Source organism: Paenibacillus sp. OK060 (assembly GCF_900101205.1).
Lineage (GTDB): Bacteria > Bacillota > Bacilli > Paenibacillales > Paenibacillaceae > Paenibacillus > Paenibacillus marchantiae.
In genome coordinates, this window is the sequence record NZ_FNFR01000005.1 from 431384 (window position 1) to 457928 (window position 26545).

At 46.5% G+C, this 26545-nt stretch carries 21 protein-coding genes; 2 read left to right on the forward strand and 19 right to left on the reverse strand.

All coding sequences use genetic code 11. The annotated features are described in order from the left end of the window. Positions 1–185 precede the first annotated feature (185 nt). Together BLS14_RS20535 and BLS14_RS20540 are read right to left on the reverse strand one after the other, a co-directional pair. The gene (locus BLS14_RS20535; protein ID WP_256336613.1) at positions 186–1538 is read right to left on the reverse strand and encodes an MFS transporter; all 1353 of its coding nucleotides are present in this window, start codon (positions 1536–1538) and stop codon (positions 186–188) included. Positions 1539–1542: 4 nt separating this feature from the next. Further along, entirely contained in the window at positions 1543–2559 is a 1017-nt protein-coding gene (locus BLS14_RS20540; protein WP_090953882.1) for a quercetin 2,3-dioxygenase, read from the reverse strand. Positions 2560–2749: 190 nt separating this feature from the next. Between BLS14_RS20540 and BLS14_RS20545 the strand changes: the two genes are divergently transcribed. Continuing rightward, positions 2750–3616, forward strand: a complete 867-nt coding sequence (locus tag BLS14_RS20545; protein WP_063565324.1) for a helix-turn-helix domain-containing protein — start codon at positions 2750–2752, stop codon at positions 3614–3616. Between the two features lie 194 nt (positions 3617–3810). On the opposite strand, the gene BLS14_RS20550 is transcribed toward BLS14_RS20545, so the two are convergent. The 3 genes from BLS14_RS20550 to BLS14_RS20560 form a co-directional block, all read right to left on the reverse strand. Continuing rightward, positions 3811–7344, reverse strand: coding sequence for an S-layer homology domain-containing protein (locus tag BLS14_RS20550; protein WP_090953680.1), 3534 nt, complete (start codon positions 7342–7344; stop codon positions 3811–3813). A 590-nt stretch (positions 7345–7934) separates the two neighbouring features. Continuing rightward, entirely contained in the window at positions 7935–9512 is a 1578-nt protein-coding gene (locus tag BLS14_RS20555; RefSeq protein WP_090953682.1) for a leucine-rich repeat domain-containing protein, read from the reverse strand. Positions 9513–9591: 79 nt separating this feature from the next. Next, positions 9592–10053 (reverse strand): MarR family winged helix-turn-helix transcriptional regulator, encoded by a 462-nt coding sequence (locus tag BLS14_RS20560; RefSeq protein ID WP_090809633.1) that lies wholly within the window; start codon positions 10051–10053, stop codon positions 9592–9594. A gap of 135 nt (positions 10054–10188) precedes the next feature. On the opposite strand from BLS14_RS20560, the gene BLS14_RS20565 reads away from it, so the two are divergent. Next, on the forward strand, positions 10189–11067 hold the full coding sequence (locus tag BLS14_RS20565) for an SDR family NAD(P)-dependent oxidoreductase (RefSeq protein ID WP_079697346.1): 879 nt from the start codon (positions 10189–10191) through the stop codon (positions 11065–11067). Between the two features lie 65 nt (positions 11068–11132). On the opposite strand, the gene pstB is transcribed toward BLS14_RS20565, so the two are convergent. The 14 genes from pstB to BLS14_RS20630 all read right to left on the reverse strand — a co-directional run bounded on the left by pstB (position 11133) and on the right by BLS14_RS20630 (position 26523). Continuing rightward, positions 11133–11888 (reverse strand): phosphate ABC transporter ATP-binding protein PstB, encoded by a 756-nt coding sequence (pstB, locus tag BLS14_RS20570; RefSeq protein WP_090809631.1) that lies wholly within the window; start codon positions 11886–11888, stop codon positions 11133–11135. Positions 11889–12130: 242 nt separating this feature from the next. Continuing rightward, positions 12131–13039: a phosphate ABC transporter permease PstA gene (pstA, locus tag BLS14_RS20575; protein ID WP_090809628.1), complete on the reverse strand. Its 909-nt coding sequence runs from the start codon at positions 13037–13039 to the stop codon at positions 12131–12133. After that, positions 13036–14004: a phosphate ABC transporter permease subunit PstC gene (gene pstC / locus BLS14_RS20580; RefSeq protein WP_063565319.1), complete on the reverse strand. Its 969-nt coding sequence runs from the start codon at positions 14002–14004 to the stop codon at positions 13036–13038. The genes pstA and pstC overlap by 4 nt, the downstream gene beginning before the upstream one ends. Positions 14005–14111: 107 nt before the next feature. Then, positions 14112–14975, reverse strand: coding sequence for a phosphate ABC transporter substrate-binding protein (locus tag BLS14_RS20585; RefSeq protein WP_063565318.1), 864 nt, complete (start codon positions 14973–14975; stop codon positions 14112–14114). 55 nt (positions 14976–15030) lie between these two features. Continuing rightward, a complete protein-coding gene (locus BLS14_RS20590; RefSeq protein ID WP_256336614.1) occupies positions 15031–16425 on the reverse strand; it encodes a stalk domain-containing protein in 1395 nt (464 codons plus the stop codon). Between the two features lie 280 nt (positions 16426–16705). Next, a complete protein-coding gene (locus BLS14_RS20595; protein ID WP_090809626.1) occupies positions 16706–17572 on the reverse strand; it encodes an aldo/keto reductase in 867 nt (288 codons plus the stop codon). 69 nt (positions 17573–17641) lie between these two features. Continuing rightward, positions 17642–18073: an RrF2 family transcriptional regulator gene (locus BLS14_RS20600; protein ID WP_072734667.1), complete on the reverse strand. Its 432-nt coding sequence runs from the start codon at positions 18071–18073 to the stop codon at positions 17642–17644. A gap of 70 nt (positions 18074–18143) precedes the next feature. Beyond that, entirely contained in the window at positions 18144–19028 is an 885-nt protein-coding gene (locus BLS14_RS20605) for an AraC family transcriptional regulator (protein ID WP_090809624.1), read from the reverse strand. Between the two features lie 35 nt (positions 19029–19063). Further along, positions 19064–19891: a sugar phosphate isomerase/epimerase family protein gene (locus BLS14_RS20610; protein ID WP_090809622.1), complete on the reverse strand. Its 828-nt coding sequence runs from the start codon at positions 19889–19891 to the stop codon at positions 19064–19066. 12 nt (positions 19892–19903) lie between these two features. Then, complete coding sequence (locus BLS14_RS20615; RefSeq protein ID WP_090953684.1) at positions 19904–20911, reverse strand: zinc-dependent alcohol dehydrogenase; 1008 nt, start codon at positions 20909–20911, stop codon at positions 19904–19906. A gap of 324 nt (positions 20912–21235) precedes the next feature. Further along, positions 21236–23899: an endo-beta-N-acetylglucosaminidase gene (locus BLS14_RS20620; protein WP_090953686.1), complete on the reverse strand. Its 2664-nt coding sequence runs from the start codon at positions 23897–23899 to the stop codon at positions 21236–21238. Continuing rightward, positions 23896–24024 (reverse strand): hypothetical protein, encoded by a 129-nt coding sequence (locus tag BLS14_RS33260; protein WP_256336615.1) that lies wholly within the window; start codon positions 24022–24024, stop codon positions 23896–23898. The genes BLS14_RS20620 and BLS14_RS33260 overlap by 4 nt, the downstream gene beginning before the upstream one ends. Then, the gene (locus BLS14_RS20625) at positions 24000–25508 is read right to left on the reverse strand and encodes an ABC transporter substrate-binding protein (protein ID WP_090809616.1); all 1509 of its coding nucleotides are present in this window, start codon (positions 25506–25508) and stop codon (positions 24000–24002) included. The genes BLS14_RS33260 and BLS14_RS20625 overlap by 25 nt, the downstream gene beginning before the upstream one ends. A gap of 58 nt (positions 25509–25566) precedes the next feature. Beyond that, positions 25567–26523 carry a carbohydrate ABC transporter permease gene (locus BLS14_RS20630; RefSeq protein ID WP_090953688.1) on the reverse strand — a complete coding sequence of 319 codons (957 nt, stop codon included), beginning with the start codon at positions 26521–26523 and terminating at the stop codon, positions 25567–25569. Positions 26524–26545 lie beyond the last annotated feature (22 nt).

Here is a 26545-nt window from a genome sequence, read left to right on the forward strand (position 1 = left end):
TTGAACCTGCTCCCTGCCTTATTTATCCCGATCTTTTTACTGTAGCTTCAGGATACTGAGATCTTTCCGTAAACATAACAAACAGGCTGCTCCATCCTTTAGAGGAATTGTGGGACAGCCTGTTCAATAACTTGCGTATGACAGAAAGCTTCTATCGATTTTAAATCGACGATACCAAGTACAACCTAGGTTGCTGCAGATTCGGACTCTCTCTTTTTGGTAAAGGAAAGAAACAATACTGCGGAGACCACAATCCATATCCCAAAAAAGATATAAATGGAACCGAATACTTGAGTGCTTGCCCCTTTTGCATCCAATGTGGTTCCAAGAATCGACGTTCCAATCGCACCAGCGATAAAGCTGCACATCATATAGACACCCATACCAACACCCGCCTCATGCCTCGGCAAAGTTCTGGATACGGTATTCGCAAGAGCAATCTGGGCAAATGTCAGCCCTGTATTCGCAGCGATAAGAACAAACAGCACTACACCATACGAACCACCTGTAAAAAGGTACAATAGCGTATAGGCAATGAATTGCAGTCCAAAAGCCCACGAAAACAGATAACGATTCCCTTTTTTATCCGTAATGCGCCCGCCCAAGAGTCCAAATAATGCGGCAAACAAGGCTCCAGGCGACATCACCAACCCGATCTGTAATGCAGACAACTGATTGAGACTGGTTAACATCTGGGGGATCAGATAAGGCACACACAAATTCAAAGTCAACACCATGGATCCAATGAGAAGTCCGCGAGAGTAGCGTTTGTTTTTAAACAAATCAAGAGATATAAACGGTGCTGACGATCTTCTCATCCTTATCCAGAACAGTACGAGCGTCACTAACATCAGCAGCAACAAGAGCAAGCTTTGTCTTGTAATCGCAAGCATTAACAGTGTAATAACGCCAGCCAGCAATAGCCCCCCTGGAAGATCTGCCTGTCCTCTTACACCCTTGTCATTACCCAGATATTTTCGAAAGAACGGTAATGTAACAAGTACCAAAATGGAAATCGCGAAGAGAAAACGCCAGCTTGCCATACTAAGAACGAACCCGGCAATGATTGGACCAATCGCTGTCCCAAGAGCCATACCAGCCGAAGTAATCCCCAATGCTCTGCCACGATTTTCTTCAGCCACATAACGAATTGGAATCAACATGGAAGAGGCCGGGATAACGGACGCTCCTATCGATTGTAGAATTCGAGCCACAATGATGAACATATAACTGTCCGCCAGTACTCCGATTAGCGACCCCATTGCAAAGCAGCATAATCCAAATGTAATCAAATTTTTCAGCTTGAACATATCAGCCAGCTTGCCATACGTTACTGACCCTATGGCGTATATAATAATATACGCGGTTACCACCCAGCTAACCTGGGAAGAAGTCAGTCCGAATTCTGCTCTAAGATCAGGCAGTGCCACATTAAACATGGTGGAATTCATCACGGAAATAACCATCGCAAAAGCCAAAATCCAAACTAATTTATACGATTGTGATTGTTGTGTAAGGTTTGTTTTTTTATCCATCATATACTCAGTTGCGATGCAACGGTGATTGGGCAACCACTTTCAGATCCAGAGTATCCATATTAGCCATAACGCGGTCCATCCGTAGCGGGCCAGGTTCATTCGGGAAAATAAAATGTTCATAAGGCTCACCCAAGATGCGGAAGAATGGCTCAAACAAACCGCACTCCAGCATTCCAACAAAGCGGGTATACGGTGCATCGAGACGATAGGCATGGGTAGTACCTTCCGGTACGTGGAGGAAGTCTCCTTCATGAAGCTGAATTTCCTCACCATTCGCCCACATGGTCATCTGGCCTTGTACACAATAAAAAGTTTCCACATGGTTCTCGTGATAATGCTCTACAATAGGTTCACCCTTCGGTCCTTCTGTAGATACAAAAATGTAGGCGCCATCTGTATTTTTCTGAGACGCAAGAATGCGATGCAATTGATCTCCCGTTAAGAGACGATCCCCTTCCCCGCTCTCCAATACATAAGGAACGACTCCGCCGTACACTACTCCTGTCTCAACAAGCTGGGAAGCACCCCACTGTAACTCCCCATCTTCAAAACAAATATCGGCTACCTCGGAGGCTCGGATCAAATCCTCTTGCGTCCATTCGTGTAGGGGCTGCGGTGGGTAATCCTTGAAAGAATAGGCCAAACCGATGACAGGAAAGATAGACGTGATATTCCCAGGTAATGAATAGGAAACAATACGATTTCGATGACCTGCAAACCGATAGGCATGCCTTGTCCCTGGCGGTATATGTGCATAGTCTCCAGAAGTTAGAAGATGATATTGCCCGTCGATTACCAACTCAACTCTTCCCTCCAGAACCATTAAAGATTCGTAGCTACTGTTATGAAAATGGAGGGGAAACACCTCTCCCTTACTCCCGGCGATGGTGAACATTTCGAACTGTCCTCCTGTACTGTCAGCATCCGCCATGACCGTAACTACCTGTTTACCGAACGTATAACTCGTGCCCTCTCCTTTACGAAGTAAATAAGGCTTTCTTGTCTGAGGCAATGTACTCATTAATGTTGATGTCACTTGATTCTCTCCTCCAATCCTTTATTCATGTTCATTTTAAGGACTTCACCCTATATAAAAAATGGTCTAGGGCGACCAGCCTATGGGCAAATGCGACATCTGATTGATTGAAGTCACTCGCTTAATCCATTAAAATTAAATAATAAAAAATTGAAGAGGGAGGGGCCTCCTGTTTATGAATTTTAACGATTCAACCTATTACATGGAGCACCCTTTCCATGACACTCCCATTTCCATGCATCCGGTAGAAATACGAAATAACCAATGTCAGAAGCATGCGCATTCATTTTACGAATTGTCTTATGTGACGGCAGGTGAAGGAACACTCTCGATCGATGACAGCTGTATCCCAATCACTCGTGGAGACCTGTTGTTCATTCCTACAGATACGAGACATGTGTTCCAGACTACATTGAATCAGTCTGTCACGCTCATGAATTGCCTTGTGGAGAAGCACATATTATCGGGGCCTCAAGCCATCGGTGACCGCATGATCTATGATGATATTGATGAGCTCACTCAACCATTTCGTACTCTGGGGAACGGCTTCAAAGTAACGGAGAACAAGAAAGAATTCGGGAAGATCATGTACTCTTTACACCTTGAACTTCAATGTAAGGAATCCGGTTATCGTTACCGACTGTATCTTCATCTGATGGACTTGCTAACTCGCATACGGCATGCCGAGCCAAGTGATCTTCAGTCTGCACAAGGAGATCTGACCGACCACATTCAACTTGCAGTGAACTATATATCCAGTCATTATAATGAATCCGCCATTCTTACTCGTTTGTGTGAACGATTTGCCATAAGCCCTCGCCATTTCCAAAGAACATTCAAGCAGGTTACCGGGCTCACCCTGACACAGATGATACAAAATAAACGTATACAACGAAGTTGTGAACTGTTATCCGAAACCGATTGGAGTGTGCAAACTATTGCCAGAGAGGTTGGAATACAGGATATGAAGTACTTTTATCGGATATTTAAAGAAAAATGCGGAATGACCCCTAAAGAGTTCAGGCAGCCTCAAGGGTCGTGATTCACATGCGATGTGTGATAGTGTGCATATATTTTCTATTCAAATAAGAAGGCCACAAAATCCGTTACAGAAATGATGTACGGGTTTTGTGGTTATTTTGAATAAGCAGATAGCGACAATTGTATATAACAAAAAAAGAGAAGTACCTCTTTACGGGGTACTTCTCTTTTCGTTAAACATTTTTAATTTACTAGTTAAACATGCAACGCCAACAGCAGCTTATAGATCATTGCTGCGGCTTCCGCACGGGTCGTCATATTCCCTGCACGAACCGTATTGTCCGTATATCCGTTCACAATTTTGGCCTGAACGGCTGTATTGAGTGCATCTTGTGCCCAAGCCGGAGTTTGCAACTCGTCAGTGAAGCTTGGTTTTACAGCATCATTGCTCGTTCCCGACTGTGCATCTGCACTTAACTTCAATGCATTCGCCATCATCACAGCCATCTCGGCACGAGTGATCGTCTGATTAGGTTTGAACGTATTGTCTCCATAGCCCTTCACGATTCCGGCTTGCACGGCTGCGGCAATATCGCTCTTCGCCCAGTCTGGCAGACTGCCTTGATCTGCAAACGTCGTATCCGACTGCACGGACTTCAAAGCCAGTGCCTTACTGATTAACGTAACAAACTCTGCCCGTGTAATCTTCTTGGATGGTTGGAATGTACCATCTGTGTAACCCTGGATAACGTCCATGCCAATCAAACGGTCTGCATAGTCGGATGCCCAGTGTCCGTTCAGATCGGACAGATTAGCAGCTGTGTAACTGGACACAACAAAGGTACCCAGATGATTCACATCAGCCGATATTGCTCCTGCTGCATTCGTCTTACCACCAATGAATACCCAGCTCTGACGGGCTTCATTATAATAGTAGATCGCTGGCTGTGTTCCTTGTGGCAGCTTGGAAGCATCATATTGCAGACTCAATGCTGCCTGATCGTTCAATGTCCGTCCTCCACTGCGAGTAATCTGTACTGCTTGGCCGAGTACATTCAGCGAAGCTGCATTTTGCAATTGGTCCTGGGATACAACGGACAGCTGCAACGTATCTTTTTCCCCAATGGCTCCAGCCGGAGCGTTGAATTGCACGATGTCTTTCAGACCCGTTTGTACTGGCTGATTCGCTTCGACCTCTACCTTCACTTCAGAAGTAGAATCTGATCCCGTATCCGGGTTGGTTGGTGTGGTTGGAACTGTAGGCGTTGTTGGCACGCTTGGTGTGCTTCCACCGGAATTCCCTCCAGCGTTGCCTCCATCACTACCTGAACCCCCGCCGCCATTACCCGAACGGGCTTGTACGATAACCGTACGTGTGACTTCCTGTGCAGCATTGCCGGCAATATCTTTCACGTTATAACGAAGGGTATAGATCCCCGCCGCTTGTGTGTTCACTGTGCCGTCAATCTGCACGGAACCATTGATGCCCACATTATCGGTAGCCTGTGCTCCAGGCTCGTTATACGTATCTCCCACGGTTAATGACATTTGGCTGTTGCCTTGCAGGGTGATGACAGGAATTTCGCGATCTATTTTGACCACCAATGGTAAAGTATAGGTTTCGTTCAAATCGTCTGTCGCTCTGAATAGCAGCTTATTTTCTCCCGACTCCGTTATCTCCAAAGGCGTATTCTCTGTATACGGTTCGTACGTCTGCCCTCCATCACGAGACAACTCAATGATTGCGGAAGTAGCAGGGGCGTATACTGCGCTGGTTACACTAACCGTTACGGACTGGTTTGTCCATGTATCCGTATGATACGGCTGGCCGTCAGCGGTGGTCATGTTACCTTTTAACACCAATACCTGATTATTTGTTCCTTCCACAATGACAGTGAACGTTCTGGTATCCATTTCGCTGCCACGTTGTACCGTTGCCGTCAATTCCAGTCGCTCATTATTCTCAGGCTGTGTAATAAGTTTCCCCTGTACATCCATCAATTCCGGGTTGGAGCTGGACCAGCTAATCGTTGCTCCATGTTTTCCTTCAACAGGAAGGGTAAGGTCGGAAGTGACCGCGTTCAGATCGCCCAGATCAATCGCTTGAAGCGTATCCGTTACCGCCTGTGCATCACTGTAAGGTGTGGCATTCACGAAGATCGGGTTAGAGTAGAACCACAGGTCGCGATAGTTCTGATCATTGATCTCGTTGAACCGAGTCTCTGCATCCGCTGTTGTGATCTTCGGGTCAAGTTGCGGTTCACCATTTACGGTCTCTCCTGCAACGTTCATGCCCAGATTTGTACCGCGCAGGCGATAATATTTATCCTGGTCCGTTGCTTTGATCTTGTACGTGATGACATTGTAACCTTCGGCGTCTGTCGTCCAATCGTTGGACGTGAATGTTGCCAGTACTTTGGTGGAGTCGTTCGTGTCTTTGGAATATGCGGCTGTGCCCTTCTCAGCCTTGCCCGTCACATCTCCCGCGATGAGATCTACGTGATCTACCACCGGTACTTGTCCAGCGGACGTACCGCTGTTGATAGGTTTTTCATAGTTGTTGCTCGTGGTTGGACTCTTGAAACGGATTTTCAGTTCCACTTCGTCACCTTGGATCACACCCAGGTCTCCGCCCATTTCAGCCTGAGTACCCGCGCCGGAAGCCGTGAAGTCCAGTGCGTTGATCAGATCACCGAATACGGAAAATGATTTCCCCGAACGCAGTCCTTCCAGCACGGCTTGCATCCCTGTACCATCAACCCACGAATAGGTCTTGGCATATTCGCCCGGAAAATAACCGCTGGAATTCGTGCCAATTGTCTTGAAATGATAATCCGAATTACCATAGTTCCAGAAGTGACGCCCTTCTCCCAACAATGCATCCCACAAACCGCCCACCTTGGCGACCATATAGTCCACACCGCCGTATGTACGGTATTTGTATCCATCATCTGCGGTCGGATTGGCTACGTTGTAGCTCGTGTTATACCCGCCGCGATCCGGTTCCATCTGGTTGCCCAGCATACCTTCGATACCAAAAACAATTTGTGGAGCCAGATCGTTGAACTCACGGAAGTCCGCGATGGTATATTTGTTTTTGCCCCGTGAAGGGTGATTGATCATCGCATAACTCGTCGTTGGATACTTGGTTGCCAGCCAATTGATAGCAGCTAGTGCATCCTGATGAGTTGTATAGGCACGTCCTCCCGTCTGATTCCAATCCGCTACGTCAGCCGCATCAAATAGACTCGCATCCCGATTGGTAAAACGATACTCAAATTCGTTTGCAGCTTCCAGCGCTTCGGTCGAATTCGGCTCATCTGTGAGAATACCTACACCAACGTGTTCATGTGTCGGCATGTCCCATTCGAAACCGGAGAAGATCGTTTTGCCTGCATATTTGCCCGCTTCCTGAAGTCCTTTGATCTGTGGCACCTGGTATTCATTCATCCCTTTGGACATCGGAATCGATCCACCTGGAATGTCTACTCCGTTCTGATCCCGCTTGGATAACCGCAAATGATCCGTAAGCGCGATCCAGTCCAGACCATACTTCGTCAGTCCTGCGTCGAGTACATTTTCCAACGAATTCTGCGCATCATCGGACTCAAACGTATGTACGTGCAAATCCCCCGTTTGCCATGAACCTGTTGCCGAGCTGTTGGTTGGTGTGTTATCTCCCGCATCCGCATAGGTTACCGCAGCAGGGAAAGCTCCCATGACAAGGCCCGTAGCCAGTGGTATAAGCGTAAGCATAGCGAGCATTTTCTTTCCTTTATTGTTGAACAAAATCATCCCACCACCGTTCTGAGTTGTTGTGTCGGGAGTAAATATAAGAAACTTTGAGGGCAGGGTCAACGCAATGAAAGCGCCTATTAAAAATTTGACATATCCCTGCATCACTTTATATTTCGTTAACGATTTCTTTTGCTGTATCTACGAAGATTATGCTCTATCATCCTCCATATTGAGGTGCTGGAATGGACTAGAGAGAGGTTGCAAGAGGGTGAAGAAAAATTCAGATTTTGTTCACCATTCAGGAAAGTTCCACCACAGCTAGTGGAGCATTAGGAAGAGAATTAGCAGAACAGAGGTGCTGAAGAGGTATAAATGAAGGACTTTGTAAATATTTGAGGACGGAGCATCTGCCTAATATAAAAAAAGAACCCACGAATGCACAGACGCAATGCGCCCTGAATCCGTAGGTACTCTGGGTTTGACTGGGTTTTGATTTAGCTTTTACATGTTTACTTTTGTGAAGGGTAAGTTAACGGGTTGTGAAATGTGGTCACGAGTCGGCTGGCCCTTACTCTATTAGATCATTTTACATTTTTTTCGTACCCACAGTTGCATAACGAGCACTTGCTATCTAATTCTTATCATCTCGGCTTGTTATATGTTTTGCTGCCTCCGGCCTCCAGAGACCAACTCACCTCGAACCGCTTGCTTTTGATAACTGCTCTCATACTCTTGCGAGAAGCCTCTGACATTCCCCTCTCAGAGATTTTTACGTCCTCCAGTTTTGGGAACTGAGTCAGCAAAAAGCTCCAATCCTCTGTATGTACCCCTTCGATTATTAAACTTCGAAGCTCCGGCAACTCCAATAAGTGAATATTCCTAATTGGGTTATGGTCCAATATAAGCTTCCTCAACTCCCTGATTTGATTGAGGGGAAGAATGTCTTCGATCTGGTTATGATCTGCCCTGATCCACTGTAAATGTTGGAAGATTTTTAACGGAGATAAATCAACCAGTTTGTTATTTTCTATGTGAATGGAATCCAATTTTGATAGATGCTTAAGTTCATTCAATTTAGAAATGCTAGTCAATCCATTATCGTTGATACATAATGTTTCTACATTCTCTGGAAGGTACTTCAGCTCGTCTAGATCAAAATCCGGAGTATCACGAATGCTAAAGCTTTTCAGATTTTTGGCATACTGGATTCCGTCCAGATAGTAAACGCTTCCTTTTTCATGATAACGAAATATATTCCTTAATTGAAGAAGATTAATATCCGTCAGATCCTCCTTGAAAATTTGAAGCTCTGCCCGAATACTGCGTTCCAGAATTTCATCCTCGAAGAGAACTTTCGTTCCTTTTAGCCCGTTTACTTTGTGGGATACCTCTGCGAAATACTCTTGTCTAGCACTCTCACGTTCGGAATACTCATACATGTACCATTGCCATTCAAAATATATGGGTGGGATATAAGTGGGCCTTATCCATTGAATAGTCTCGTTATCAAGTATTTTCCCAATCAGAAATTGGTCATCTTCCTGAAGTAATATGTGATCATCATGACGAAAAACATTTCCTAATTCGACCATGCTTCTTGCGCTTTCATATGGAACCTGCTGTCGGTCCGCAAGGGCAGCATAGTATTGATCATATGCTTTCAGACGTTCTTTTCTCATCTCCTCTGTGTTTTCCGTATCCCATACCTCAATGAATTGAAAGGTCTTCAACTTATTCTCTTCCACCACTTTTTTAAATGTGTCTGTCGCAAAAAATCTTAGATGGTGGTGTTGGGGTAAACAGAACAAATGCGCATCCACTTCAATTCTCTCTGGTAGGATGTGTATGTATTCCGAGAAAAAACCATAACCCATTCTTCGTTCAACTGGATTGGTCATATCGATTAAATCCTGTATCCGATTCACCTTTACGGCGAACATGTCGTGCTCCTCATGAATCAGAGGCAGGAACTCGACGTCCTTGCCGATCAAAGGAGTCAACACTTCTTTTGCTTTTTTCGAAAACACTAAAAAAGTAATAGAATATTTAATACAATCACTCTTGTTACCTTTTCGTTTAGTCACGAATACCGGTGGCTCCCAATGTTTGCTATTTCCCTCAAAATAAGCATCCATTCGTTCATCATCTTGCTCAAACGACTCCAGTTCAATACGCATAGACTTTTCTGCTGGAACAAGCATCCAAATTTTAATAATCATCCACTCCGAAAGTAAATTGTAGTATTCCCATCTTCTATATCGGTCCCTCCTCGTTTAATCCATAGCTCGATCACTTTACTTACAACAACTCAAGTCCATTGAACTGACGAAGCATAGTGGTGAAACGTTCCAGTTCCTCTTCATTCCATCCCGATATGCGTTCATAAAAAGTTGACTCCTTCTCCTTGAGCGCACTCACCGTCGATTGTTGACCAAGCTCCGTCAAAGACAACAAAACGCCGCGTCGATCTTCGGGGTCCGGCTCCTTGCTTACATACCCTGCCTTCTCAAGTTGTTTAATCAAACGACTTACCGAACTGCGGTCCATAGCCGTCGCTTCTGCCAAAGCTGCGGCGCTTGTAGGACCGTAAGAGTACAACCACCGCACCAGATGAAAAGCAGCAGGCTGCAAGGTCGCATCGAAACGCTCGGCAGATCGAACATTGAGCGCATGCGAAGCACTAATTAGCGCATGGATCTGCTCACCTAGTGCCAGTTCCAGAGTTTCTCTATCTTTGGTTTTAACCGGATTTTTACTCATTATTGTTGTTTCCCTCTCCTCGATACATCAAAGTAGGCTTATGAATATATAGTTGACAAATATCAATTAAATTATATAGTTGATTTATGTCCATTATATAATTCGATCCTATTCGTGTCAAAAGGAGACCTCATTATGAGAACAACACAACCCATTATTGTAATTACCGGAGCAACAAGTGGACTGGGGCAGCTTGCCGCCATTGAACTTGCCAAACGCGGTGCACATCTTGTACTCACAGCCAGAAGCGAAGAACGCGCCGAGACCACCAGAAACAAAATCAGGGAAATTGAGCCATCCGCCAAGATCAATTTTTTCTTTGGAGATTTGTCCTTACTGAGCGATGTAAAACGTATAGGGCTTGAAATCGCAGCCGCTTATCCGCGTATCGATGTACTTTTGAATAATGCGGGTCTTCATGCTTTTGAACAAAGAGTCACTTCCGAAGGGTTTGCCGAGATGATCGCCGTGAACTATTTGGCACCTTGGCTGCTAACGCACACATTGCATTCTTCCCTGATTCGGGCAGGCCACGCTCGAGTCGTCAATGTTGCATCTGAAGCCTCGCGGAATCATGGCACACTGGTGCTGCCCGATGACTTAACGGATACCGATCCCTTTACTGCACGCGGCTCCTCCGCCATCTATGGCAAAACCAAACTGCTGAATATTATGTTTACTAGCGAACTTGCCCGTCACTGGGATGGAACTGGAATCCGAGTGAATGCTTTGAATCCAGGTTTTAATGTTACGGGTCTCGGACGAGAGTTGTGGTTTGCGAGTGTGCTTGAGCACATTCTAACGTTTTTGCATATCGGCGACCCACGGCGGGGTGCGAACATCATGACTCGTTTGGCAGTGGAATCGGAATATAGTGAGGTTTCGGGAGGATATTTCAATGTTGGAAGCGGGGCATCCATTACTCCTGTGTATCCGGGCGGAGATGCTGGAATGCAAAACAAGCTGTGGAAGGTTACGACACAATTACTGGAGCAACGTGGTCTGTTGAACTAATCAAAAACAGAAAAAAGCCTTCCAGATAACTATCTGAAAGACTTCCACCTCTTGCCGATTCAAAATCAACCAAACCGACCACTAATATAGTCCTGTGTACGCGAATCAACGGGCTCGGCGAACATATCTTGGGTCGCAGAGTATTCCACGACCTCGCCATTCAGGAAGAACACCGTCTGCTGGGAGACCCGAGCTGCTTGCTGCATATTGTGTGTGACCATCACGATGGTATAACGTTCCTTCAACTCATGAGCCAACTCCTCGATCTTGAAGGTCGAGACGGGATCAAGCGATGCCGTAGCCTCATCCATAAGAAGAATGTCCGGCTCCACTGCCAATGCACGTGCGATGCAGAGGCGCTGCTGTTGTCCTCCGGATAAACTTAACGCGGAACGCTTCAAGTTGTCCTTTACTTCATCCCACAGGACAGCAGAGCGCAGGCTCTGTTCCACGATTTCGTCCAGCTTCTTTTTGCTGTGAATGCCGTGTTGTCGTGGACCGAAGGCCACATTATCGTAGATGGATTTCGGAAAGGGATTCGGTTGCTGAAAAACCATACCGATCTTCTTTCGAATAGTTTCCACATGAACTTCACCACTGTAGATGTCGGTTCCCCCTACGGCCACTTTACCTTCAATCCGTGTGCCAGGTATCCGGTCATTCATGCGGTTGAGGGTTCGCAGCAGCGTCGATTTGCCACAACCGGACGGTCCGATAAAAGCGGTAATGGCCCGTTCCGGAATTTCAATGGAAACATCCTTTAGCGCCTGAAACTGACCGTAATATAAATTCAATTTGTTGATCTCAATGATTGACCGCACAATAGTTCCTCCCGGTGTTGAATTTGAATGTATTGCTGGAAGTTGAACTAAACATATTTACACTTGCCACTCCGATGACAGAACAACCTTCCGATCGCTGTTATCCCCAGATTTTTTTCATTCCCTTTTAATTAGGTGAAAATCCGGGTATAAAGGCGAACGCTCCGCTTCTCCAGCTTATTTCTTTCCTCTACGTTCTCGTGTAAATGCATAGTTCAACTAATTGCCATCATTCTGATCTATCAGGCTTGATTTTTGCGTGCATTCAGCCAAATTGGCACACGGAACAGAATATTAATGAGCAAGGCCACAAAGATCAGTACGGCCGTTGTCTTTTGCGCAATTTCCTCGGCATCGGGCACAATCGCTTCGGATTGAATGTACCACAGATGTACAGCAAGGGTTCCTCCTGGCGATAGCAAATTGAAGTCCCACATTTCCCCGGATGTAGATACCCCTGCGGTCAGAATAATGACGGCACTCTCACCGAATGCCCGACCTGCCGTGAGGCAAATGCCTGTCATGATTCCGTTTATAGCCACCGGCAGCAATACATTACGGATCGTCTGCAAATGGGTAGAGCCAAGTGCAAAGGACGCATTACGAAGTTCAACCGGAACTGCTCGGACCGATTCCTCGGTTACCCTGGTGAGCACAGGCAGATTCAGAAAGGCAAGGCTGACGGCGGCGCCCAGAATGGTAAGACCAATTTCGAAGAACTCCACAAACAGGGCAATACCAAACAATCCAAAGATGATGGATGGAACAGAAGACAGTCCCTCCACGCAAATCCGCACGATCTCCATAAGTTTGTTGTTTGGAGCAAATTCCGCCAGGTAAATCCCGGCCGCCATGCCGATGGGAATCGAGATCAGGAGGGATAGAATCAGCACATAGAACGAGTTGAACAGCGCCGGCCCAATCCCTCCTCCTTCTTCAATCTCGCTTGGAACACCGTATAGAAAGTCCCAGCTCAGCAAAGGCAGCCCTTTTTCCAGAAGAAGAAATAACAGTCCAACAATGAATAAAATGGCGATAATCCCTACACCCCATACCATGCCCGTAAAAATCCGGTCCATCAGCGTGGATGCACCTCTGCGTTTGCCGAACGAATAGGCGGGGACAGCGTTCGCCTGTTTCTTCATACTCATGAGTAGCGTCCCCCTTTCTTCTGAAGCATTCTTACGGCTACAATCATCAAGATGGAAATGGCAAGCAGGATAAAGCCCATCATATACAGCCCGTGATTCCAGGTGGAATCGAATTCGACGCTTGAGATTTGCATGACAATATTACTTGTCAGCACCGCTGTTGGTGTAAACAGACTGTTAGCGAGCTGCGCCGTATTGCCGATGACCATCACCACCGCCATCGTTTCTCCAATGGCACGAGTCATCCCGAGAATGACGGCGTACATGATTCCGCCTCTTGCAGCAGGCAAGACCACACGAGTTATGGTTTGGAATCGGTTCGTACCAAGTGCATAAGCTGCATCCCGGTATTTGTTCGGTACAGCAGATATGGCATCATCACTGATCCGGCTAATGGTAGGCAGCACCATAATCGTCAGAACGATGGACGCTGCGAGCAAACCGTCCGCCAGATCATGTCCACTGATATCCCTAAGCCAGGGGATGAGAATCGTCAGTCCCAAGAAACCGTATACCACAGAAGGAATACCCACCAACAGATCCAATACGGGTCGCAGAATATGGCGAAGCCATTTTGGCGTCATTTCCGCGAGAAACACGGCAATGATGACGGAGATTGGAATGGCAAACAGCATCGTGAGCCCCGTCAGTGCCAGCGTTCCCAGAATAAAGGTCAGCGCACCGTAATGCTCATTTTCCGGGTCCCAGTTGGTAGAGAAAAAGAATTCGCTGAGCGAAACATCCGCAAAGGTCAGAACGCCCGTACGAAGCATAAGGACCAGAATGCATAACAGAACCAGACAAACGAACAATGTACTGCCAATACAGACCATGCGAAACAGTTTATTGGACCATCTTAAACGCGCCTTACGGTCAAACCGGGTTCCCGATCCGGGAGCCTTGCCGATGCTTGAACCAAGCTCACTCGGAGCAGGGCTGTTCGTGGATGGATTTAAATCGATCATGAAGGGCTCTTCCTTTCACATAGAGAAGCCAGCTTGGCGACCGTGCGCAGAAGCTGGCTATCCCTTTCCTTATGAAATGCGAGAATGATGGACGTTCGCAGCTTTCGTTATTTAACGGCAGCAAGCGGAATGAATTTCAGTTTTTTCAGGGAACCGTTCTGGAACTTGCTGCTTTGGATATACTCGATGAACGCTTTGGTTGCTCCCGTAGGTTGACCTTTGGTCATGTAATATCCAATACCCCATACTTTGTATGTTTTGTTCAGGACGTTTTTCTCTGTTGGTGCCACGCCATTGATGGATACAGCCTTCATTTTGCTAGTCACATACGGAAGGTCAATATAACCGATTGCATTTGGTGTCGTTTCAATTGTTGTTTTCATATCGCCGCTGGAGCCAACCTCTTTGTAGTTGTCCCCTTTGCTCATGAAGTCCTTGCCATCCAAAGCTTTTTGTTGGAAGTTAACCCGTGTACCGGAACCAAATTTACGGTTAACTACAACGATGTTGGCATCCGATCCGCCGACTTCCTTCCAGTTTGTCACTTTGCCGGAGAAGATGTCCTGCAGTTGTTTTGTTGTCAGATTGCTTACACCCACATTGGTATTAACGACAGCCGTGAACACTGTTACAGCTACCGGATTGGCTACCAAGCCATCAAATTTCTTGAAGCCAGGTACATCTTTGGATGCATCCCAGTCTACAGCGCCAATATCCGCGATCCCTTTACGAACGGATTGAGGACCTGTGATGGAACCTGCTGCGGAAGCCGAGATTTTAACTTTTGGATTATCTTTTTTGAATTCGCTGGCAGCTTGAAGTGTCAGCGGAAGCAATGCGGAGGAACCGTTAATGACTATTTTACCTTTCTCTGTGCTCTTGGCAGCTGATGCTGTCGTTGCGCCACCCAGTCCACCAATCAGAGATACAGCCATAAGCATTGCTGTGAAGGGTTTGATCCATTTTTTCATGTTAATTAAACTCCTCTCGAATTAAAAAGCTTGTGATCATATTTGATATAAAACATTACTTCGTAACGGCTCTCCAGCTTCCGCCAGCTTGTACCAGAACTCGGCCGTTCTCAACCACAGAGATTTGTGTTCCGGCAACCGCGATGGAGGATACATCGGAAGATACGGTGTACAGCTTGGTTTGTTTTCCAGTTACCGGGTCGATCGAAAGGATCACGCTGTTGCTGTCATCCTGGGCCGCAAGTACATACAAGATGCCACCCGACAGAATAGCTTGTTCTACATCGTACTCGGAATACACCGGCGTAGACTTTTGAGATGAATCCACAGACAGCAATGATGCTTTACCGTCTTCGGAAGGCACACTCACATAGTAGGCTTTTTGTCCGTCAGCAGACCATACAAATACCTTGTCGTCAGTTGATGTTGTGAGCTTCACAGCCTCCGGTTTTGAATCTGCTGTGTTATACGAAAATATTTGCTGTTGATTGGATGAGAAATCAATGGAGACATTGTCTTCATCCACATTGGTTGTATCCGAAGTTACGGTACCAAGTGTTGTTACGGTATAGATGAATTTCTTGCCGTCAGCAGATACATTCAGGTTTTCCTTATAGTCCACCTTGTCTTCGACCACTTTCGTAATCGCCCCATCCGCCAGATTCACCTTGGCAATCACGGACCCTTTATCCCCTTGCAGGAAGTAGATTGCATTCCCGTCAGCAGACCATACCAACTCAGGCTTGATGCTGTTGTCGCTGGTGATTAGTTTGGAAGCCTTGGTCTTCAGATCAATAACATAAACGGCTCCTTCGGCATTCGTATACGCCGCTTGATCACCACTTGGCGAAATAACGAGATCCGATCCACCGTCTGTCGTTAACAACAGATCATATTTGCCGCTTGTTGTATTGACGAGATAATCGTTTCTGCCATTGTTATCGCTCTTGGAAACAATCAGCTTATCTGCTCCGGCAAAACGAGGATTCTCGACTTCATCGATCAAGGATACTGTACTGATCTCAAGCAGTCCGTTTCGCTTGACAATCGTACCGCCAACGCCCGACACCAGTGGACGAAGAGCGATGTAACTTGTACCACCGATGATAGTAACGGGTTGATTCAGATTCACTTTGACGTCATCTACCACGATTTGTTTGCTATTGTTTTGGAGCGTCACGCTGTGATCATTCAGCTTGATCACCGTCGTTCCGCTATGTACTTCGGCTTGTGCGCCGATGGCTTTGATCACATCACGAAGTGACACAAGTGTCTCCCCATTTTTAACGATGGAACGAACGACGACGCTGTTACCGTTTATTGTAAGCGTGGAATTTTGCACCTGAGCTGCATTAGCCACAGGTTTCACTGCAGGAGCAGCCGATACTGCACTAACCACAGAAGTACCTAACACTGTTGCTACCATGGACACCACTAACACCTTTTTCATTGACATTGGCTCTTGTCACCCTTCTCTATTCCATTTAATTTGCCTTGTTTTGTCATGCCCTGCTGTCTGGTATTCTGCATGTATCGTCTTTATGAGAGCTTGTCCGGCTCATCCCCCCAACTTCCACGTTCATAGTAAAAATGACCTATCACGATTGTAATTATAGGAGAGATTTGTAAACGGGAAATCCTGGAATTGTTAACGAATTGTCAATGTTTTCATAAATACAAAAAAAGAGTCGATGGAATATGACCCACGACCCGTTTTTTGTCTTATTTTCCTAGATAAATAGTTTCATCAATGTATTAAAAATCGGATTCACGATATAACCTGTCGGATGGATCGAATACCTCTTACCCGAGTTTAGACGGTTGATCTTTTCCATTTCCTCAGCGGACAGCTCAAAATCAAAGATTTCACTATTTTCTCTGATCCGCTTTGGATTGGATGATTTGGGAATCAGGATGACGCCCCGTTCCAGATGCCAACGCAAAATCACTTGAGCCACCGTCTTATGGTGATGATCAGCGATTTCCTTCAATACCGGATGCTGTAATAACACTTTATTCCCCTGTCCCAGTGGACCCCATGCCTCATGTAAAATTTGATGTTTGTCCATATAGGCACGCAGTTCGTTCTGTGGAAATTCCGGGTGCGTCTCGATCTGGTTGATCATCGGCAAGATTTTCGTGTGCTTCCTTAATTCTTCCAGATGCTGAATCTCAAAGTTCGCGACCCCAATGACCCTGATCTTGCCTTCCTCGTATAATTCCTCCATGGCTTTCCACGTTTCGATATACTTTGGCGAGGCAAAATGGATTAAATACATGTCAAGGTAATCGACACCCAGCTTGTTTATCGTTTCCTGGAAAGCTTTCTTGGTCGCTTCATAGCCATGATCCGTATTCCAGACTTTCGACGTGATGAAGAATTGCTCGCGCGGAATTGGACTATGCCGGATCTCTGCTCCCAGCGCTTTCTCATTCCCATAGATCCGGGCAGTATCAAAATGTCGGTACCCGACCTGAATGGCCTCGCGAGTCGCTGTTGTAAATTCTGCTTCTTTCGTTATTTTGTAAACCCCAAAACCCAGTTGGGGAATAGGAACCCCGTTTCTGGCTTCAACCACTTTTGTATGCAAATTCATTTTAGCTGCTCCTCTCAAAACGTAATATACTTGATATATATTATATCTAGTTAAAGCCAAAAAAAGAGGTTAACCCTTTTTTTCTTCATGAAACAGATCGGTTAACCGTATGTCTTTTAAATAATTCTGCATTGCGATCTCCGCACCTTCAAGATGATGAATGACCTTTTCTTTCACGTCATCCACGTCTTGTCCCTGGAGTGTTACATCGGTATGAATTTTAAACAAATCTTTGCCGGGTTCAACCGCCAGGAATACATCCAACATCGTGATTTCCGATAAAGGCTGAGCAAGCAATATGCCGCCCTTGGCACCTTCTTTTGCCACTGTCAGTTTGGCGTTATTCAGGTTGCGAATGACTTTTACCGTCGTAGGAACCGGAATATTTAGCTGCTCCGATATCACTTTGGTCGATAGATAGTTAAGACAGTTCTTCTCGGTGTACGCGTGAACGTAGAGCAGAATGGAGATTCCCTGTGATAAGGCTGTAGAGTATGCCATTGCATTCATCCTAACTATTTCTTTTCTAAATATACTATATATCTTTTATGTTTAGTTAGCAACTATCAGCCTATTCCCACTCCACCCTCGATTTCATCGCTGCATATTTACTGGGAGTGATACCTACAGCAGCCTTGAAAGACCGACTGAACAGATGAATACTCGAAAAGCCAACTTCCTCGGCAATCCGGGTTAAATTATGTGTGCCTTCAATAATTCTTTTCTGGGACTGCTCTATTCGGATATGTGTCACATATTTATGAAGGGTAATCCCCAGCTTGCTTTTGAACAAATGCGATAAATGGTTCGTCGATACACCGACATGTCTACTGATAGCAACATTATTTAATTGAGGGTCGGCGTAGCATTCATGAATATAACGAATCGACTTTTCAATGAATGCCCACCCCTTGGTCATGTTCCCCTCTTGGTCCTGATCTTCGGATTGATTTTTGAAAAACAGATGCAGCAACTCCAAACATATGGATTTCGTGATTAACGAAGATCCTCCCCGCTGCTCCTGAAACTCCTTATGCATGAGCGCAAATCTCTTTTTCCATTCAATTCGATCGGCTAGCTGCAAATGAGAGATTGGCCGTATGGAAGCCAGCTTCATTTCCCTATCCGCCAGATCAGGTCGTTCACTATGAGCTGCACTCGTATTCTTCAATAAACTACGCTCTTCCTCATAGTACAGATCAAAATGAAAAATATACTGAATCAATGGCTGCGTGGAGGTGGACCGAATGATATGAGACATGAATGGATGCATCAGCACAATGTCGCCTTCTTTGACCAGGTATTTCACACCACTCAAGAAGAACTCCGCTTCCCCTTGTTCGATGTATGTATACACATGATCGTGGTCTATCCATTCCCCTGCCAAAGAAAATGATTCCGTCATTCTTGCCGCTCTTACGAATGGCGAAATGCTATTCATCCATGGCTCATACACATGTATTCCTCCCAACTGCCTTCTCACTGATCCGGTTATATTTTCGCAAACACTTTATCGAAGCCTGCTTTGGACTTGGCAAACAATTCACTTGAATCGACGGTTGGCGTTGGTGCCAGTACCTCTTGAGATACGACGCCAGTGTATCCAATCGCTTTTAGATTCTTCAAGAATCCCTGCAGATCAATTACTCCCTCACCAGGGTATAAACGCTCATGATCCAGCAATTCTTCAATGGGCAGATCATAAGCATCATTGATATGAACATGGACAATCTGTTCCTTCTTAAGATCCAACACCTCTTCAATCTTTAATCCATTCGTATGCCAATGATAGGAATCCACCAATAAACCTACATTGGGAGCATGAATTGTTTCGATCCAGTCAAGCGTATCCTCCACACTCCAAATAAATGGATTCTTCCATTGAGTACGCAGATGATGGCAACCCACAAACTCCAGGCCCAGTCGAATTCCATATGCGTCCAGGATATCTGCACACAATCTCAATCGTTTGGTAGCTGCCGCCATAAATGATGCTGCTGGCTGATCTATGGAAGGTAAAATATAGGTGCAACAGCTGTAACAGTTCAACGAAGCGGAGGCTTCTGCCAATTGAACCAGCGATTGAAGTCCTTCACGAAACTGTTCATCTGTGGTTCTCCAGTCCACGGTCAGATCGGATGAACCGATGATCACCTGATTGCTTTCCAACAGGTGTTTGGCCTGTTCTTTGCCAACCTCTTCAATTAATGAGAGCGGATTCAAATCTACAGACTGAAATCCGTATTTTGCAGCATTCGTAATATATTGTTCATTGGACTCGATGTTCCCTAAGCCTGCTCTTGTTAACCCTCTAATCATCCCAATCTCCTCCTAGGACCAGTCAAACAGTACACCGTTATACTGGTCTTTATTCAATCTCAGTCCCTCATATGCTTCTTGCGCTTGATCCGGCTTCATCACATGACTGATCAATGGTTCGATATGCAGCTTGTTCTTTAACATCAGTTCAAACACAATGTTCGAATTTCTCACCAGGGAATGCTTAACGAATTCGTTCGGCTCAACTGGGAAGCGCCATTCATGTGCCCCCTTAAACGTAATACAGCCTCGTCCATACAGGTGGCAGTAGTTCAATATATCGGTGACATCCGTGTTATATTCGCCTCGTGGACTGCCCAGGAAAATAATCTCTCCCAGCTTCCCGATCCACTCCAGACTTTGAACACCTACACTGGGTACACCCGTCGCCTCAATATGAGTGGATACACCTGCTCCATTCGTTAGGGCATGTATCTTTTCTTTTACTTTATCTTCTCCGCCATGAAGCGTATAGTCAACCCCACATGTCTGGGCAGTTCGAATTCGTTCTGGTGACAGGTCCACGCCAATCACAGTTGCACCTTGAAGGCGAGCCAATTGAGCCGCCAAATTCCCTACCAATCCAAGCCCCGTCACGCCAACAACGTCCCCAAGTTCAATATTGGATACACGAACGGAGGTGAATGCCACGGTTGCCATACGGGTGAAGGGAACCCACTTCAAATCCATGTGCTCAGGTACCTTGATGAAAACATGATCTGTGGATACCACTTGATATTCAGCATGTTGACCATAATGAAACACAGCGTCCCCGGGCTGAACATGGCGTACACCCTCTCCCACCTCGATCACTTCACTTACACTCGCATACCCCGGACATACGGGAAGCTTGGCCCACTCTTCTTTTCCCGATAACATGGCCAGCTCCGTTCCCGGACTGATCAGGGAATAGATCAATTTAACCAATACTTCCTTCTCCCCTAGGGCTGGCAAAATAAAGTCCTCTTCTACCGTTTCCACTTGCAGCGGACGAGCAAACATGATCTTTCTATTCTTCATCACCTTCACTCCTTTCTATCTTTTTAACTACAATATAAGACTTTTCATTAACATTGTCTTTGATTGCAAAACCGATTTTTTATCTAAAACAACGATTTTAAAACCTTTGTAAGCGAATACAGCATAAACGTAAAAAGACTCACATGATCCAATGATCTGTGAGCCTCAAATTCAATCCTATTCAGTCGTAGTCTGATACAATGCGGTACACCCATTAGAAGACGGGATACTTCAGGGATATCCAGCCGTCATTGAAACCGGATTGGCCGCATGGTTCCTTTTTTGCTAATTTCACAGCTACACTTGTCACTTCTCAACCGCAAACTACGGCTGCAGCCCATGAACCTCAAACTCATAGATTCGGGCTGCCGTATCGCCGCCCTGCGTTGGTTTCAGCACATTCAGCTTCACATAACGAGCCTTGACCAGTGCAATTGCATCCGAGGTTTCGGCTGCGGTATTCCCCAATACATGAACTACATCTGACCAATTCACGCCATCAGCACTGACCTGGATCGAATAGTCGCTCGTATTAAATCCAGACCATTCCCCACCGCTCTCCGCATGTTTGATGACAAAACCACTGACTTGATGTTCTTTGCCAAGATCAACTTGCAGCCAATGCGGCTGGTTACCCAGTGCGCACCACTTGCTGTTGCCCGTCACCTTGCCGTCAATTGCCTTTCCCGCACCTTCAGCAGGTCCGCAGGCATGGTCCGCAGAGGCAGTTTTGCCAAGTGCGACATTTTTGATCCCGGAAGCACCCTTACTTACGGTGATCAAAGCTTGCTTTGTTACCGTGTCCTGCCCCGAGCTGTTGGTAGCTGTAAGCGTCACATTGTACGTGCCTTCCTTGTCATACGTTACCACTGGATTTTGCTCCGTGCTGACAGACGGACTGCCATTCTTGAAAGTCCACAACCAGCCTTCCGTCACCTCGGAAGAGAGATCAGTGAAATGCACCTGCTGACCCGGTGTGATCAGCGTTGTATCCGCCTTGAACTTTGCTTCCGGCTTCGGATACGCTGGCCACTGAATGGTCACGCTGGCAGCCTGGCCGCGCTCATATTTTGCATTCACTGCCACGACTTTCAGTATAGTCGCCTGTTCCGCGTTGATTCTCTTCATCTCAGGCACATAGAACACGTTATTGGCGGTCGCACCCACCCAAGTCTCTTTGCCGTCGGGCAGTACACGGTAAATCTCATATTGTTGAACTTCCTCGTTCAACGCGTTCCATTGCAACCTTGCATCACCGTAAATACCGCCGCGGAAATCGGATTGGGTGACATTCAATGCTTGAACGGCCTCAAGAGGGTTCGATGGATTACTGTTCTTGTTCTTGTGGATAGATAGCTGCCCAATATGGATGTTATAATCCGATACGGTTTCCGTACTGTCAAAATACAAAGACAATGCCGCAATCTGCTTTCCTTGGTAAGGCGTCAGATTGATCGTGTCCGTCGCCCAGTCGGTTGCCTTCTCGTTCTTCACATCCAGAAAGACGAACTGGTCCGGTTGGTTTGCAAAAGCGAGGCCAACCTTCATGCCCGGCTTGCTCTGCGTCTTGTACGTAATTGATAGCTCAGTACCCGACTCGATCTTGAGATCTGTTTTATACAGCTTCAGATGGGTTGCATTCGTTGGACTTAATGCACCGGCTACCTTCAGGGAACTGCCACCATAATAGGCATCCGACCAATCGAGAGAAGGTTTCAGCGCCGTGCCTTTACTTTCTGCTAACCAGCGCCATGTCGGAAGTACGTCCTGCAAACTGCGATTATTCCATCCAGTCTCCCGCACTTGTGTGCCATCAACATAGAATTTCTCGCCACTGCCCGTGTTGAAATTGGTCGTGAAGGGCAGCTGGTCCACCGGCGATGATTCAACCACATTGTTCGCAATCCCTTTCCAGGCCTGGCTTGTCGCTGTATTGGCCGGGTTGCCGTTCTGCCCTACCCAGAACTTATTTTCACGGGCAAAGAAATCGGTCATGCTGTCCGCGCTGTTGTACGACCAATCCGGCCGATAAATGCCGAGGGAAGTCACAGCCGGTTTCCCTTCAGGAAACAGCAAATTCCATTTCAGACTGGTATCATATCCTTTAGCTTCCACATCGATGCCTGCGAACAGTTCAAATGGTGATCTGCCCAGGCTTTTGGCTTTGGCCGCAGAACTGCCAAGATCATTCCACCAGAAATTCAGGAACATGCTGTCTGATACCTTGTTCCCGTTATCCTGAAGGAACATTGCATTCCGGTCCGTCAGCGCATTTTGCCATGAAATATTGCCTTCCTTCGTCATGGAATCATACCAGATGATCTCCATACCCGCAGGCTTATGATCCTGAAGATAACTGAGGAATGTCTTCATTAACTGTGCGTCAGTGGCTGTTCCACCTTCAGTCTCCTGGTTGATAAACCAGCCGTCAAAACCGTAGTACTCTGCTACCTCAATTAATTTATCCGCGGCGGGGAAGGAGCCGTCGCTGTTCTGCTGAAGCATTTGCTTCACCCACTCATATTTGCCACCGTAAACCGATGGCGGGAAGAACACTGTGCCCATGATTGGCACTCCGTTCCGGTGTGCCGCATCAATCGTGTCGGCGCTTGGTGGCACAATAATGCCTTCTCCCGCTGAGCCACCCCAATATACGAGCTTGTCGACATACTGCCAGTAAGAGAACGTATTTGCAGAAAATGTATCCGATCCCTGCGATGGAACGCCACTGGTTCCCTGATTCAGCGCAGACAAGGCCATTACTTTGGGATCTTTCGTTGCGTTCGGGTTAACTGCCTCTCCTGTGAATCGGCTCTGGAGCGGAATGGTGCTCCGGTTGAAGGCCGCATCCGGGTCGGAAGCTGGATTCCAGTTAAGCAATTGTTCAGGCAGCCAATAGGATGAATAAGGTTGCTTCGCCAAGGCCGCTGAGGAAAGAACAGCGCATACCAATATTACAAATAGGAGACTCGCACCAAGCTTTTTCATGCCATATCCTCCAATCCAATTTTGGCAATCCACTCAGGGTAAAAAAAGAAACGCCCGTCAAACCGGACAGACGTTTCCATGTCTACTTTATCATTCAGGCTTATTTTGGATTTGCAGCTTTCCATTCGTCGTATTGCTTTTGTGCTTCTGCAATCACTTTATCCAGACCTGCCGCTTTCAACTTCTCGATCGCTTTCGGCAGATGCTCATCCGGGTCAACAGCTCCCGTCATGATGGATGGGTAGAATTCCTTCACGATGGCGGAGATGGAAGCCACTTCCGTCTTCACCGGGTCAGGATTGAAGTTGAAGCCAAAGCTCGGAGCAACTTTCGCGGAATTGTTGAATTCCTTGAACGCTTCCCACTTATCTGCTGGATCTTCCTTGTGCATGTAGGTCAGGAACAAGTTACCCAGGGCAAAGCCAGGCATCTGGAATCCGTCCTTCATCGCTGGCAGATCCTCAATGACATTATCCGAAATCTTTTTGTAATGTGTTCCTTCAATGCCGTAGTTGATCAGGTTACGCAGATATGGATCGGTATTCAGCAAGTTCAGGAACATCATAGCCCGTTCAGGGTTCTTGGAGTTCGCCGAGATTGCATGCATAGCGCCTGTTGCCGAACCAGTGAAAATAACCGGATCCTGCATCGGTGTAGTCACGATATCATAGCCCGCACTTCTGGACCATCCCAGTTCGGCGTACGGCTGTGTCTGTTCACGGTCAACAAACCATTTGCCTGTTTTGATGTTGTCGATGCCTTCCAGTGTCGCTACATCCTTGCGCAGATAACCAGCCTGATAGTATTTACGGATGGTTTTCAACGAGCTTTTCAGCTCTTCGGATTCCAACACATTAACGTATTTACCAGTGTCACCATTCATATTGATACCAACCGGGAATTCGTCACCCAATAGGAAGTCGAACGCCAGATAAGGCTTAAAGCCCTTCGGAACAGCCAGCGGAGTAATGTCGGCTGGTTCATTATCCTTAATTTGCTGCAGGTAAGGCTCCAGATCTTCTAATGTGCGAATCTTGGTGATGTCCATGTTGTATTTATCAACGTACTGCTTGTTGAAGCGCCATACCCATTGCGAAGCCAACTCTTTGTTCACTGGCACGGCATAGTTTTGGCCACCGATCTGCGATCCCGTAAGGAACCGTGGATCAAGTTGCTCTTTAATGCCCTGACCATACTTATCCAACAGATCATTGATTGGCAGGAATGCTCCTCTGGTGGCATTTGGCAGATAATCATAAGCCCAGGAAGAAGTGAAAGCGATATCATAATTTTCGCCCGAAGCGGTAATGACTGGCATACGTTTGGAATAATCACCCCAGTCAATCATCGTGATGTCGACGGTTGTATTTATTTTCTCCATTAAGTATTTGTTCATTTCTTCCTGTACCATTGGCAGATCGCGCTGTGGACCACCAATCAGATATACCTTAAGCTTCACCGTGTCCTTATCGCCGGATTCTCCCCCGGATGCCGCATTCCCGCTTGTATCATTGGTATTACTGCCACCGCAGCCTGCTAGAACAGTAGAAAATGCAAGCAGTAAAGTAACCATGAGCAGAACCATTTTTTTGGTCTTTTTGTTCTTCATGTGTATCCCCCTTATCAATGTTATTGTTACTGCCCTTTGAGGGCAGGCACAACCAGACTTATTCTTTGACCGAACCGATGGTCAGGCCTTGTATAAAATACTTTTGGAAAAACGGATACGCCAGCGCAACCGGCAGTGTAGCCAAGACTACCATCGCCATGCGGACGGTCTCTGTTGGCAGTGTCGCGGCAATGTCGTAGGACACGACCCGGCTGCTGTTTTGCACAACAAAATCCATATTGTTCTGTATTCGAATCAGCAATGTCTGGAGTGGAATCAAATTCGCATTGTCGATATAGAGCAACGCATTGAACCAGTCATTCCAGAATCCTAACGTACTGAACAATCCAATAGTCGCAATGCCCGGCAACGAAATCGGCAGCACGATGCGCGTATAGATACCGAATTCAGAAGCTCCGTCGATTTTGGCCGACTCAATAACCGCATCCGGCACGGTGGTCGTGAAAAATGTACGCATAACGATAATGTAAAAAGCGTTCATGATTGACGGCAGGATCAGCGCCCAGATCGAATCCCGCAAGTGCAGCACCTGCGTAACCACAATGTAACTGGGAACGAGACCGCCGGAAAATAGCATGGTGAAGAAGGCCAAAAAGCTGAAAAACCGACGCTGTGCAAAATTTTTGCGCGAGATGGCATATGCATACGTGGTGACCAAATACAGTGTTAGCGCGGTTCCGACAACCGTCACCGTTAAGGTAACCCCGAACGATTGGGCCATCTGCTGCCCGGATTCCATAAGGAATCGGTAGGCATCCAGCGTCCAGACTTCAGGGAATAACTTAAAGCCATTGATCGCCAGCGTCTTCTCATCGGTAAATGAGATGATAACGATGAACAGAAACGGAAAGATGCAAGATAAGGCAAACAGACCGATAGCTATATTAAAAATCACATTAGATAAAGGCGAAATGGCATTCAGATCTCTCGATTTCTTTCCGGTCCTCCTCGTATGGGCAGATGCCCGCTTTACCGGTTCGCTTAAATTACTCATGGAAGCACCCCCTTGCCGCAGC

Coding starts and splice junctions, on each gene's coding strand:
- BLS14_RS20535 (WP_256336613.1), bottom strand. CDS start 1,538: ATGATGGATAAAAAAACAAACCTTACACAACAATCACAATCGTATAAA.
- BLS14_RS20540 (WP_090953882.1), bottom strand. CDS start 2,559: ATGAGTACATTGCCTCAGACAAGAAAGCCTTATTTACTTCGTAAAGGA.
- BLS14_RS20545 (WP_063565324.1), top strand. CDS start 2,750: ATGAATTTTAACGATTCAACCTATTACATGGAGCACCCTTTCCATGAC.
- BLS14_RS20555 (WP_090953682.1), bottom strand. CDS start 9,512: ATGATTATTAAAATTTGGATGCTTGTTCCAGCAGAAAAGTCTATGCGT.
- BLS14_RS20560 (WP_090809633.1), bottom strand. CDS start 10,053: ATGAGTAAAAATCCGGTTAAAACCAAAGATAGAGAAACTCTGGAACTG.
- BLS14_RS20565 (WP_079697346.1), top strand. CDS start 10,189: ATGAGAACAACACAACCCATTATTGTAATTACCGGAGCAACAAGTGGA.
- pstA (WP_090809628.1), bottom strand. CDS start 13,039: ATGAGTATGAAGAAACAGGCGAACGCTGTCCCCGCCTATTCGTTCGGC.
- pstC (WP_063565319.1), bottom strand. CDS start 14,004: ATGATCGATTTAAATCCATCCACGAACAGCCCTGCTCCGAGTGAGCTT.
- BLS14_RS20585 (WP_063565318.1), bottom strand. CDS start 14,975: ATGAAAAAATGGATCAAACCCTTCACAGCAATGCTTATGGCTGTATCT.
- BLS14_RS20590 (WP_256336614.1), bottom strand. CDS start 16,425: ATGAAAAAGGTGTTAGTGGTGTCCATGGTAGCAACAGTGTTAGGTACT.
- BLS14_RS20595 (WP_090809626.1), bottom strand. CDS start 17,572: ATGAATTTGCATACAAAAGTGGTTGAAGCCAGAAACGGGGTTCCTATT.
- BLS14_RS20600 (WP_072734667.1), bottom strand. CDS start 18,073: ATGGCATACTCTACAGCCTTATCACAGGGAATCTCCATTCTGCTCTAC.
- BLS14_RS20610 (WP_090809622.1), bottom strand. CDS start 19,891: ATGATTAGAGGGTTAACAAGAGCAGGCTTAGGGAACATCGAGTCCAAT.
- BLS14_RS20615 (WP_090953684.1), bottom strand. CDS start 20,911: ATGAAGAATAGAAAGATCATGTTTGCTCGTCCGCTGCAAGTGGAAACG.
- BLS14_RS20620 (WP_090953686.1), bottom strand. CDS start 23,899: ATGAAAAAGCTTGGTGCGAGTCTCCTATTTGTAATATTGGTATGCGCT.
- BLS14_RS33260 (WP_256336615.1), bottom strand. CDS start 24,024: ATGGAAAGCTGCAAATCCAAAATAAGCCTGAATGATAAAGTAGACATG.
- BLS14_RS20625 (WP_090809616.1), bottom strand. CDS start 25,508: ATGAAGAACAAAAAGACCAAAAAAATGGTTCTGCTCATGGTTACTTTA.
- BLS14_RS20630 (WP_090953688.1), bottom strand. CDS start 26,523: ATGAGTAATTTAAGCGAACCGGTAAAGCGGGCATCTGCCCATACGAGG.